The following is a 13,181-nucleotide window of genomic DNA, read 5'->3' on the forward strand; positions in this document are numbered from 1 at the left end:
TAGCTTATAAATAAATGGCGCTGTAGCTTATGTGCAGAAGAATAGTCATGGCATGAGCAACGCGTTATCATATTCATAGTGGAATTATGAGATGAACTATGAAAATCGTTGCAGATGAAAATCTGGCATTTACTGAGTATTTTTTTTCCGAATTTGGTGAAATAAAGCAAGCGGCAGGTCGAACATTGACCCATGCAGATGTCAAAGATGCCGATGCATTATTGGTGCGATCGGTGACTCAGGTAAATGCAGAATTAATTCAACAGACCGCACTCAAATTTGTCGGTAGTGCTACGATTGGAACAGATCATTTAGATATTAATGCTCTAGAAAAGCAGGGCATTGCTTGGTCAAATGCCGCAGGTTGTAATGCACAAGCGGTTGCCGAATATGTGATTACAGCATTGCTCTACATTAAACCTCAACTGTTGAATGCAAATGAACAATTTACCTTGGGTATCGTTGGTTTAGGTAATGTCGGTTCACGTTTGGCTGTCATGGCAGAATTATTAGGTTGGAATGTCATTGGCTATGATCCATTTGTGCAATCTGATCAGGTGAAACAAGTTGAATTTGCAGAACTGTTAAAAAATGCAGATGCAATTAGTATCCATGTGCCACTGACCAAAAAGGGTGAGCATCCAACCTATCATTTAATTAATGCTGCTGCACTTGCCGCTATGAAGCCAACTGCGATTTTGATTAATTCCGCGCGTGGGCCAGTGGTCGAAGAAGCTGCCTTAATGGCCGATATTCAACAAACTCAGCGTAAAGTGGTCTTAGATGTTTTTGAACATGAGCCAGAGATTTCAGCAGCATTGTTGGATTTAATTTACGTGGTGACACCCCATATTGCAGGCTATAGCTTGGAAGGTAAAGCACGTGGCACACAGATGATCTATGAAGCATTCTGTCAAACTTTCAATCAACCGATAAATAAAGCTTTTGAAAGTCAGTTGCCCGTCTGTGAGCAGTATTTTACTGGTGCTGACTTTAAGACGGTATTACAGCGTTATTTAAAAGATATTTATGACATTGCTCGTGATGATGCCAACTTACGTGCTTGCCTAAAAGACGGCAAGGTGGATCAAAAAGCCTTTGATTATTTACGTAAAACCTATCCTTTACGCCGTGAATGGGCTGCGCATGGAGGCCCAGCAGCATGAGTCAAATGAACTTTCAGCCGAGTTGTGAACTCACTGCACTTCGTGCACGTGCCACGATGTATGCTCAAATTCGCCAGTTTTTTGCTGCACGTGATGTGCTTGAAGTGGAAACACCTGTGCTTTCACAAGCGGGTGTCACCGATGTGCATTTAGCATCGGTACAAGCTCAGCGTCATGTGAATGGTCAAAAGCAAACGCATTATTTACAAACTTCACCTGAATTTGCCATGAAGCGTCTGTTGGCAAGTGGCAGTGGGCCTATCTACCAAATCTGTAAAGTTTTCCGTGATGATGAACATGGACGTAAACACAACAGTGAATTCACCATGTTGGAATGGTACCGTCCGGGTTTTAGCTTAAAAGACTTGATGTTTGAAGTGACTGACCTATTGAATGAAACTGTGAAACAGCGCTTTGGTGAAATTCGTCCGACTATTTTGAGCTATAAGCATGCCTTTATGGATCGTTTGGATTTGAACCCGTTACAAGCTTCTTTACAAGAGCTGAAAGATTGCTGTCGTCGTGTGGGGCTAAGCTTAGATTTGGGTGAAGACCGTTTAGGCTATATCGATTTATTGTTTTCGCATTATGTTGAGCCGAGCCTCGGTTTTGATACGCCAGTGTTCCTTACAGATTTTCCACCGGAAATGGCTTCTTTGGCGAAAACCCGTGTGGACGAAGATGGTGAATTGGTTGCAGCACGATTTGAGCTGTATATCGAAGGTTTAGAGTTAGCGAATGCTTATGATGAACTGATTGATGCGGATGTTTTACGCAGTCGTTTTGAGGCAGATAATGCAGAGCGCGCTAAACTTGGGTTGCATGTGATGCCGATTGATGAATATTTGCTTGCTGCATTACCGCATATGAGCGAGTGTGCAGGTATAGCCTTAGGTATTGATCGATTGCTAATGGTGGTTATGAATCAGCTAAAGCTTGAAAAAGTCATTAGTTTTCCAGCAGCTGTGTCATAAGTGAACTGAATAGCTGCTGTCTATAAATGCTTATACATTTTAGACAGCAGCATAGCTTTCAAATTTAAAAAGGCCTATCAACGTATAGATTGTGATTTAGCGATAATATGTCTAAATATTTATAAAAGATGCAATTTAATTACAGCAGAGTAGCTCAAATTTTATATAAATTATCAATGTCACAATAATAAAAAGAGTAATAAAGGCTATTTCAAGACCTTTATTTCTTTGAATTTTTTTATGATAGAAAACAATGCTGAGTGGGGAAAGAAAAAAGGAGACAATTATCGCCCACAGCCAGTTTAAATTTGGGCTTCTATCAATACTCCCGTCATTCTGTGTAGTCCAGTCTTGATGTGGATGAATAAAATCCACAGCAGCGCTCGCCAATAGAAAAATATTAATATAAAACATAACTCCCAAAACTATATAAAAAGGAATAGAGCTTATAAATGAACGCTTAATTATTAAGGAGCCTAAGGTTAACATTCCAAAAAATATCATGATGAGCTGTGGCAAACTTTTTAAAAGGGTTTGGGTAAAGCCCATCCCTACTAGGAGTCCGCAAAAGACAAGAGCAATCAATATATTGGAAAGTTGTTTCTTCATTATTTTTATTCTTTTTACCAGTCTTAAATTGGGTTGAGTATCAGTATTTAATTTTCAGAGATGACACTAGATTATTTCAATTTTTCATTTATTTCAAAATACTTCGGCAGGCTTAACAGCAATGATGAAAGTCAATCCTCTCATTTCTGAGAGGATTTATTTTAAGCTGTAGGCGTGTTATGGCCGAGTTCATGCTTGAATTGTCCGATAGCTTCAATTCGTTTCTGAATCAACATTTCACCAATATCAGGGCCTTTCACATCTGAAGGTAAGTCAGAAGCCTTAATATTACGAACCACCTGCATGGCATCTAAAACGTATTGAGCTTGCGGATAGGCACGATCCTCTAAACCTAAGCGACCACGTGAATCACATTCACAGGCTTGTACAAAGGCCTCTACGCGTTCAGGACGGCGTAGCACATCCAGACGTTGTAACAGGCGCCACAAGGTACCTGGTTTTAAACTCAAGGCTTGATGGCATTTTAAATGCTCTTTACACACTGAGATGGCCAATTGTTTGGTATTGGTGGGTACACGCATACGGTCACAGACATCGGTAACGGGTTTTACACCACGTTCTTCATGCATGATATGGCGCGGTAATTCATCCACTGGAGTGAGTGCTTTGCCTAAGTCGTGTACCAGTACAGCAAAACGAACATCCAAAGAATAATTTGCACGACACGCTTGTTGTAGCGACATCATGGTATGAATGCCACAGTCTATTTCAGGATGATATTCAGGACGCTGTGGAATACCGTATAACGCATCAATTTCAGGGAACAAGACTTTTAAAGCGCCACAGGCTCTTAATACCTCAAAATATTCATCTGCGTGGTCTTCCATTAATGCACGAGACGTTTCCTTCCATACACGTTCAGGTGTAAGGGCTTCAAGCTCGCCAGATTTGGCAAGCTCTTGCATCAGTTCCAATGTTTCATCAGCCACTTTAAAACCTAAAGCTTTATAACGTGCCGCAAAACGTGCAATACGCAAAACCCTTAATGGATCTTCGACGAAGGCATCAGACACGTGGCGAAGGACACGCTGTTCTAGATCACGTTGACCGCCATAGGGGTCATAGACATTACCTGCATCATCCATCGCTATCGCATTGATCGTGAGGTCGCGTCGAATGAGATCTTGCTCGAGTGTGACATTGACGTCGGTATAAAATTCAAAGCCATGATACCCATGTCCAGACTTACGTTCTGTACGGGCTAAGGCATATTCGTCTTTGGTCTCTGGATGAAGAAAAACAGGGAAATCTTTACCCACAGGTTGATAACCTTGAGCAAGTAATTGTTCCGGCGTTGCACCGACAACGACATAATCTTTTTCGTGATAGGGGTGCCCGAGCAAGTGATCTCGAACTGCACCGCCTACTAAATAAACTTGCATGAAAAAACCTCTATTCTTAGAGCAATCATGCTACAGAACAGAGGTTTTCTCAAGTCACAAAGTGTGTTCAAGTCAACTAAATTAGAGTGCTAATTTTTCGTTTTCTTGAATCTCTGCAACTGTTAATGCAGTCATATTCACTAAACGGCGAGTTGTCGCTGTTGGTGTTAAAATATGAACAGGTTTTGCAGCACCCAAAAGAATTGGGCCAATCGTCACGTTACTACCCGATGTTGATTTCAACAAGTTGAACGAAATGTTCGCTGCATCCAGATTCGGCATAATCAGCAAGTTCGCAGAACCTTTAAAACGTGAGTTCGGGTATGCGAAATGACGAATATTTTCATCCAATGCAGCATCACCATGCATTTCACCTTCAACTTCAAGTTCAGGTGCAATTTCTGACAAAATATCATAAACCTTACGCATTTTTTGTGCGCTAGGATCATTTTGGTCAGAACCGAAACTTGAGTGAGAAAGCAATGCTACACGCGGCGTAATACCAAAACGGCGTACTTCTTCAGCCGCTAAAATAGTCATTTCAGCCAACTGTTCAGCTGTTGGATTACGGTTAATGTAAGTATCAGCAATAAACAAGTTACGGTCTTCAAGCATCAATGCATTCAGCGTAAAGAAGTTATTGCGGCCTTCTTTTAGTCCAATCACATTGCTGACAAAGTCTAAGTGAATGTCATAGCTAGAATAAGTACCACATAACATACCATCAGCTACACCATGACGAACCAACATTGCCGCGATAAGTGTTGAACGACGACGTGCTTCACGCTGAGCGTATTCAGGCGTTACACCTTTACGTTGCATGATGCTGTAGTAATCGTCAGCAAACTTATCGTAATCAGGGTTTTTCTCTTGATCGACGATAGTGATGTTCACGCCATCTTCAAGACGTAGACCTAATTTTTTGATGTTTGCTTCAATGACTGCAGGACGGCCTACAAGAATTGGTTTTGCTAAACCTTCATCAACTGCAATTTGTACTGCGCGAAGTACACGTAAATCTTCACCTTCAGCATATGCAATGCGTTTTGGATCAGTTTTCGCTTGCGCAAAAATTGGTTTCATCATAAACGCAGAGTTGTAGACGAATTCAGATAAACGTTGACGATATGCAGAGAAATCTTGAATCGGACGAGTTGCTACACCAGAATCCATCGCTGCTTGCGCAATTGCAGGTGCAATTTCAAGAATTAAACGTTGATCTAATGGGCGCGGAATGAGGTAATCACGACCAAATGAAGCAGATTTTTCACCATACGATGCAGCGTCTGCTTCAACATGTGCCATGCGAGCAATCGCATGTACACAAGCAATCTTCATCTCTTCATTAATTGTGGTTGCACCAACATCGAGTGCGCCACGGAAGATATAAGGGAAGCAAAGCGCATTGTTCACTTGGTTTGGATAGTCTGAACGACCAGTTGCCATAATCACGTCTGGACGTGCTTCATGTGCATGTTCAGGAAGAATTTCAGGGTCTGGGTTAGCAAGGGCAAAGATGATCGGATCTTTCGCCATGACTTTAACCATTTCTTTGGTTAAAATACCTGCTGCAGAAAGACCAAGGAACATGTCCGCACCTTCCATTACATCAGCAAGCTGAGAGCCTTCGATGTCTTGAACGTATGCCTTTTTCGACTCATCCAAGCCTTCACGTTTAGTCGTCAATAAACCGCGTGAATCTGCCACAACGATGTTTTCTTTTTTCACGCCAAGTGCGCAAAGTAAGTTCAAACATGAAAGGGCAGCAGCACCTGCGCCAGAAGCGACAATTTTGATTTCTTCAATTTTTTTGCCATTGAGTTGAAGTGCATTCAGTAATGCAGAACCCACAATGATCGATGTACCGTGTTGGTCATCATGGAACACAGGAATATTCATGCGTTCACGAAGTTTTTGCTCGATGTAGAAACACTCTGGGGCCTTGATGTCTTCAAGGTTGATACCACCGAAAGTTGGTTCTAATGCTGCAACGATATCTACGATTTTGTCTGGATCGTTTTCAGCAATTTCAATGTCAAAAACATCAACACCAGCGAATTTTTTGAATAGAACGCCTTTACCTTCCATAACAGGTTTTGACGCTAAAGGACCAATGTTACCTAAGCCCAGTACGGCTGTACCGTTACTGACTACAGCAACAAGATTACCGCGCGCTGTGTAAAGTGCAGCAGTAGATGGGTCGCGTTCAATTTCTAAACAAGGTGCAGCGACACCTGGCGAGTATGCGAGGGCTAAATCGTGTTGGTTGACCAATTGTTTGCTTGGTGTAACGCTGATTTTCCCCGGAGTTGGAAATTCGTGATAATACAAAGCCTGCTGTTTTAAAGATTGATCGTCCATCTGTATCTCGATTGTGTTTTGTTTATCCAATATAAAGCTGCAATGCTTGCTTTATCCGCTTGAATATAACATTAGTTGCACAGTTGGGACAGTCGAAGTCGCGTCTTTTTCAGACAATCTTATAGCTCAGGCATAGTGACTTATATTAAGTAAGTATAAGCAGGCGAAGAGATATTATTTTCTAGGAACACGGTTGCCTCTTCTTGTGGCAGTGGCTTAGAGAAAAAATAGCCTTGAGCAATGTCACATTCTAAGTCTTGTAGATACTGTAACTGCTGTTCAGTTTCAATCCCTTCAGCGACTACCGTCATGCCCATCGCTTTACCCATGGCAATCATGGCACTAACGATGGCCAATTGTTTATTTTCACCAATTTTAGAGATAAAACTGCGATCTATTTTTAAAATATCAATTGGAAAATCAGCCAGATAGGATAGAGATGAGTAGCCAGTGCCAAAATCATCAAGTGAAATATTGATTTTACGTTTTTTTATTTCATTTAACAGTTCACGTACTGAATCTAGATTTTCGACCAAAGAAGATTCTGTAATTTCCAGTTCCAGACTGGCACCATCAATTTGATTGGCATCTATCGCTTCATCTAAATCATTTAATAATTGTCCACGGCGCAGTTGCTGCGCGACAATATTGACGGATACACAAATATTTTGATAACCCAAATTATTCCAAAAGCGAATTTGCTGCGCGGTTTTTTGCAGGACAAAACGCCCGATATCTGAAATTAAACTGGTTTGTTCTGCTAAAGGAATAAATAAGCCTGGTGGTATTAAGCCTTTTTCAGGATGATTCCAACGCACCAAGGCTTCAAAACCGTAAATATTTTTATCACGGAAATTAATCTTCGGTTGGTAATACACCACCAGCTCATTATTTTGAATGGCTTTACGTAAGTCTCGCTCCAAGAAGATCCCTTGCTCTAATAATGCGGTATTTTCATTGGAATAATAACGTGTAGTATTGCCTCCCAAATTTTTGGCTTCGCTCAGCGCTTGTTCCGCACAGTTATTTAGATAATCTAGCTGACGGCCATGCTCAGGGTAGAACGCTACACCCATAGATAAGGTGATGACATGATCTTGGCCAAAAATATTAAATGGAATGCTAAAGGCTTTATTGATGCGTTCACAATGCTCTTGCACAGAAGGGCGGATGTGTGAAATTTCATACACAATCGCAAAATCATCGCCATTTAAGTGTGCGACAAACAGAGCTTCGGCATTGGTTAGACGTAAACGCTGTGCGACTTGGCGTAACAGCTCGTCACCACCATTGTTGCTGAGATATTCATTTAATGGACGGAAACGGTCGATGTTTAAACGTATGACGGCCAACTGTTTAATCGAATCTTGTTGCGAAACTAAATACTGATGCAGTTGATAGTTGTAATAAAAACGGTTCGGTAAATCCGTTAAAGTGTCATAATTTTCTAAATAAGATAAACGTTGTTCTTGCAATTTACGTTCGGTCAGGTCTGAGACAATCCCGATATAATGGGTGACGCGATTTTGATCATCGGTAATCGCATTAATATGCATCCATAGCGTCAGTTCTTTACCTGAAAGAAATTTTTCGTGCAATTCACCATCATACTCACCAATTTTCAGCACTTGTTTAATGATCGAGTAGTGCATACTGCGTTGAATTGATTTGTAATTTGCAGTGATATCAAAAAGATGTTTACCAATAATTTGGTCGTAGTTAAAGCCGGTTAATTGTTCGTAAAATGGATTGACTTCGATATAGCACAGCTCTTCATTTAAAATGAAAATCCCTTCAGCAGCTTGTTCGAGTACACTGGCTGCAAGTTTTAAACGTTCTTGAGACGTCCGTTCCTGATGAATGTCACGACGAATACCGACCATGCGCAAGGGCTTACGGTTATCTGGATCGCGTTGAATGACCCGCCCAATATCATGTACCCAACTCCATTTTCCTTGACTGTTTTGAATTCGATAGGTGGCCTCATAACGATCTTTAAATCCACGTAGATGTTGAATCATTGCCGACTTAAAATGAGGAATATCATCAGGATGGATCACATGCTGTAATTGTTGTTGATGCTCTTTCGAATGTCTAAGGGTTTTTTCTTGCTTATAGTTGGTGACAACGATTTTACGATCTTTGATATTCCAATCCCAAGGACGTAAACCGGCGATTTCATGCGCAAGGACTAAATTGGCTTGTTGGTTTTCTAAATCCTTGTTCATTTGCTCAATGTCGAAGGTCCGCTCTTTAACTTTCTGTTCAAGGATTTGGTTACCCAGTTGTAGCTGTAATTCGATGTCTCGTGATTTGTTGACTTCATCTTGGAGCTGCTGACACAGTTCATCAGTCCATTTGACTTGTTGTTTGGCACTATCGACCAGTAGGTTATTTTTGGCATGTAAGGTCGACACACGACGATGAATTCGATATGACGTCATGGCACACATTAGAATCACAATGAGCCCAAAATTAATACTCAGGCTAAATAAGTGATTTGAACCATCTAAGAAAAAGAACTGTGCAATCAGATACGGCACAATAGACGGGATGAAGGCCAAACAAAAATAATTGAGTTTTTGCGTTAAATAGGTCAAACCAAAGGTTTGTGTCACGATCAAGAGTAGGGCGGAGAGCGTTAAGGCCTGAATCGGTTCAAAGCTTTGATTGGTCGCAGGTAAATAGTAAAAAATTAAAAAGATACCGCTCGCAATCAACGTACCAACTGAAAAACACTGAAACTGTAGCCAACGATGCGCAATCATCAGTGAATATTGTTCGGGTTTAAAATAAACGGTGCTCATCAGCCAGCATAAACTGACAAAAACTTCTGTAAAAATAAACCAAATATTGAAATACAAAGATGGCGATTTATAAAAAATTTGATATATCGAAAAAATATATAAGCAAATAATCAGGATACTGACTAAAAAATAGCGGCTATGGCGAATCGTGTTCGCAATTTGAGCAGTATGATTGTACTGCTTGATATATTCATCTTGTTTATACGTCATGAATATAAAAACCCTGCCCTAACTAAATCTAGATCGTTGTATTTGTATTGTTCCTGAGAGTATTTGTTTATTCTTGGTAACAAATCATTTGTTTTTATTGACTCTAGGGTAATTGCGTTACAAATAAAAAGCAATATCAAGGATGCCATCATTGATGCTTTCAGATGAACTATCGAGTAAAAATTAAATAAATTTATAATTTAAAATTGAAAGTGCAACTACAGGTGCAGTTTCTGTGCGAAGGACACGTTCACCGATACACCAGTTCACGAAACCTTTCTCATTTGCTGCGCTGATCTCGGCTTCGCTCAAGCCACCTTCAGGGCCAATCAGTAAGGCAAATTGTGGGTCAGGATCAGCTAATACATCAATTTCATCTTTATTGGGTGCGAGTACCAATTTTGTTGTCGGTAGGTCACTTTCCAACCATTTTTCAAGGGAAAGAGGCGGAAGTACTTTAGGAACAATGTTGAGTCCACACTGTTCGCAAGCAGCAATAGCAATGCCTTGCCAATGGTCAAGTTTCTTTTGATCACGATCGTACTTCAAACGCATCTCACAACGTTCTGAAGTGAGTAGTTGAATTTCAGAAACACCGAGTTCCACCGCTTTTTGAATCGCATAATCCATGCGGTCGCCTTTGCTCATCACTTGACCCAATAGTGCAGTAAAATGTGGTGTGCGATTGCTTGGATTGAATTGCAAAACTTGGACGGCAGCCGACTTTTTAGCGATTTCAACCAATTCAACATGGTATTCGCCACCTTGCCCATTGAACAAAGTGGCTGTTTCGCCCACTTGAGCACGTAAAACTTTTACCCAGTGATGAAACACTGTTTCCGTTAATTCAACAGTCGTACCAACAGTTAAATCAGCTTCAATATAAAAACGTGGCATTAAAGTTTTACTCTCAAAAAGGTCGAAATGTCTTATGCAAGACCGAGGTCTTTCACAAGTTGACGTGTAGGGTCAGTGGTGTTCATGGTGTAGAAGTGCAGGCTTGGCGCACCACCAGCAATCAGACGTTCGCAAAGTTTTACAATCACTTCATGACCAAAGGCTTTGATTGACGCTGTATCGTCGCCATAAGTCGCAAGCTGTTTGCGAATCCAACGTGGAATTTCTGCACCTGTACCATCAGCAAAGCGAATTAAATTACTTGCATTGGTAATAGGCATGATGCCTGGAGCGACAGGAATGTTCACGCCTTCTTTTTGAATGCGTTCTACAAAGTAGAAGTAGGCATCTGGATTGAAGAAGAACTGTGTGAGTGCTGCGTTAGCGCCCGCATTGGCTTTGTCGCAGAAACGTTTGATGTCGAGATCAAAGCTGTCTGCTTGCGGGTGCATTTCTGGGTATGCTGCAACTTCAATTTTGAAATGATCACCAGTGTGCTCACGGATGAAACGCACAAGATCTGTTGCATAAGGCAATTCGCCCAAGCCCACTTGACCAGACGGCAAGTCGCCGCGCAGCGCAACAATACGGTCAATGCCTTGCGATTTATACAAATCTAGCAATTCAGCAATACGTTCTTTGCTGTCACCAATACAAGACAGGTGAGGGGCAACCGGTGTGCCTTTACCGTTGAAATCATTCAATGTAGACAAAGTGCGTTCACGGGTAGAACCGCCTGCACCGTATGTTACAGAGAAAAATTCAGGATTTAATAATTGAAGTTCTTGGTGTACAACTTTAAGTTTTTCCGCGCCCGCATCAGTTTTGGTCGGGAAGAACTCAAAGGAAATAGGAATCTGTTTTGACATGTTCAAATCCTTTTTTATAAATACTTTTATTTAAAAAAATCCCCTCATCCTAACCTTCTCCCAGAGGGAGAAGCGACTTCCATTATGAAAGTAATAGTGATTTGGAGTTAACATCAAATTTGCTTTCACAATGAAGAGTTCCCTCTCCTTTTAGGAGAGGGTTAGGGAGAGGTATTTATAAAACTTAGTATTTATAAGCCTCAGCTTTGAACGGGCCTTCAACTTGAACACCGAGGTAATCCGCTTGTTCTTGAGTCAAAGTCGTTAATACGCCACCGAAACCTGCAACCATTGCAGCAGCAACTTCTTCGTCTAATTTCTTAGGAATAAGTTCTACGCGGATCGCAGCTTGTTTTTGATCTTCAGGAAGATCAGCAAATTTTTCAGCGAATAGGTGCATTTGACCCAATACTTGGTTAGCAAAAGAACCATCCATAATACGTGATGGGTGACCAGTTGCATTACCAAGGTTCACCAAACGGCCTTCAGAAAGAAGGATTAAGTAATCGTTTTCATTTTCTGTACGATACACTTGGTGAACTTGTGGCTTCACTTCAACCCACTTGTAACCACGTAAGTAATTTGTGTCGATTTCAGTATCGAAATGACCGATGTTACAAACTACAGCGCCAGCTTTTAATGAATCAAGCATTGCAGCGTCACATACGTGGTAGTTACCAGTTGTTGTTACGATCAAGTCAGTATTTTGAAGAAGATCAAGGTTGATGTCTTCTTTCTTACCCGTTTGAATGCCATTTTTATACGGAGCAACAACTTCGAAACCGTCCATGCATGCTTGCATTGCACAGATAGGGTCAACTTCAGTGACACGTACAATCATGCCTTCTTGACGAAGTGATTGAGCAGAACCTTTACCTACGTCACCATAACCGATTACAAGCGCACGACGACCAGATAAAAGCATATCTGTACCACGTTTGATTGCATCGTTAAGTGAGTGACGGCAGCCGTATTTGTTGTCGTTTTTAGACTTAGTGACAGAGTCATTTACGTTAATTGCTGGAACTTTTAAAGTACCGTCGCGGTGCATTTCGTAAAGACGTTGAACACCTGTAGTGGTTTCTTCTGTAATACCGTGGATTTTAGCAATCACTTCAGGATATTTTTCGTGAACAAGCGCAGTTAAGTCACCGCCATCATCCAGAATCATGTTTGCATCCCAAGGTGTACCGTTCACATTGATTTGCTGTTCAAGACACCACATGTATTCTTCTTCAGTTTCGCCTTTCCAAGCAAATACAGGAATACCTGCAGCAGCGATTGCAGCAGCAGCGTGGTCTTGAGTAGAGAAGATGTTGCATGAAGTCCAGCGTACTTCTGCGCCCAATTCAACTAGAGTTTCAATTAAAACTGCAGTTTGAATGGTCATGTGGATACAGCCAAGGATTTTCGCACCAGCAAGCGGTTTAGCCGCTGCATAGCGTTTGCGAAGACCCATGAGGGCTGGCATTTCTGCTTCTGCGAGTTTGATTTCTTTACGGCCGTAGTCAGCTAGTGAAATGTCGGCAACTTTATAATCTGTAAATGAAGCATTAACCGCGTTCATCACGATCTCCTTAATAAAAACAATTGATCATTATGTTCGCGGATGCCGTTGTTGATTGGAACGAGTGTCCAACCGAATCGTCGAGCCTAGCGATCTTATATTTAGTGCCTATAAGAAAGTCGCAGCATCCCTCGACTAGGGCAGTATTGTACTTGGAAATAGAGTGAGTTCCAATCAAAAATTGGTTAATATATAGATGAATAATCTGATAATAAAAAGATAATAGACTTCTTTCATAATTCATTTTTTGCTCAGCTCTAAATTATAGATTCCCGCAATTAAATTGAATCTTAAGCCCAGTCTTTTTCCTCGATTACG

At 41.1% G+C, this 13,181-nt stretch carries 9 protein-coding genes; 2 read left to right on the top strand and 7 right to left on the bottom strand.

Features of this window, described 5'->3' with window-relative positions:
- Nucleotides 1-98 precede the first annotated feature (98 nt).
- Nucleotides 99-1,166 carry a 4-phosphoerythronate dehydrogenase gene (locus tag AC25JC_RS16305; protein WP_486924452.1) on the top strand — a complete coding sequence of 356 codons (1,068 nt, stop codon included), beginning with the start codon at nucleotides 99-101 and terminating at the stop codon, nucleotides 1,164-1,166.
- A 5-nt stretch (nucleotides 1,167-1,171) separates the two neighbouring features.
- On the top strand, nucleotides 1,172-2,140 hold the full coding sequence (epmA, locus tag AC25JC_RS16310; protein WP_486924456.1) for an EF-P lysine aminoacylase EpmA: 969 nt from the start codon (nucleotides 1,172-1,174) through the stop codon (nucleotides 2,138-2,140).
- 135 nt (nucleotides 2,141-2,275) lie between these two features.
- Here epmA and AC25JC_RS16315 read toward each other — a convergent pair whose 3' ends face one another.
- From AC25JC_RS16315 to ahcY, 7 genes are all read right to left on the bottom strand, one after another.
- Nucleotides 2,276-2,749: a hypothetical protein gene (locus AC25JC_RS16315; protein ID WP_486924453.1), complete on the bottom strand. Its 474-nt coding sequence runs from the start codon at nucleotides 2,747-2,749 to the stop codon at nucleotides 2,276-2,278.
- 161 nt (nucleotides 2,750-2,910) lie between these two features.
- Nucleotides 2,911-4,152 (bottom strand): multifunctional CCA addition/repair protein, encoded by a 1,242-nt coding sequence (locus AC25JC_RS16320; protein ID WP_486924454.1) that lies wholly within the window; start codon nucleotides 4,150-4,152, stop codon nucleotides 2,911-2,913.
- Nucleotides 4,153-4,233: 81 nt separating this feature from the next.
- Nucleotides 4,234-6,513 carry an NADP-dependent malic enzyme gene (locus tag AC25JC_RS16325; protein ID WP_078192090.1) on the bottom strand — a complete coding sequence of 760 codons (2,280 nt, stop codon included), beginning with the start codon at nucleotides 6,511-6,513 and terminating at the stop codon, nucleotides 4,234-4,236.
- Nucleotides 6,514-6,653: 140 nt separating this feature from the next.
- Complete coding sequence (locus tag AC25JC_RS16330; protein ID WP_180034411.1) at nucleotides 6,654-9,530, bottom strand: bifunctional diguanylate cyclase/phosphodiesterase; 2,877 nt, start codon at nucleotides 9,528-9,530, stop codon at nucleotides 6,654-6,656.
- Nucleotides 9,531-9,713: 183 nt separating this feature from the next.
- Nucleotides 9,714-10,427, bottom strand: a complete 714-nt coding sequence (locus AC25JC_RS16335; RefSeq protein WP_486924455.1) for a 16S rRNA (uracil(1498)-N(3))-methyltransferase — start codon at nucleotides 10,425-10,427, stop codon at nucleotides 9,714-9,716.
- Nucleotides 10,428-10,459: 32 nt separating this feature from the next.
- Nucleotides 10,460-11,296, bottom strand: a complete 837-nt coding sequence (metF, locus tag AC25JC_RS16340) for a methylenetetrahydrofolate reductase [NAD(P)H] (RefSeq protein ID WP_168378282.1) — start codon at nucleotides 11,294-11,296, stop codon at nucleotides 10,460-10,462.
- 184 nt (nucleotides 11,297-11,480) lie between these two features.
- Complete coding sequence (ahcY, locus tag AC25JC_RS16345) at nucleotides 11,481-12,863, bottom strand: adenosylhomocysteinase (protein WP_180039608.1); 1,383 nt, start codon at nucleotides 12,861-12,863, stop codon at nucleotides 11,481-11,483.
- Nucleotides 12,864-13,181 lie beyond the last annotated feature (318 nt).

The sequence above is a fragment of the Acinetobacter sp. P37 genome (assembly GCF_057480965.1).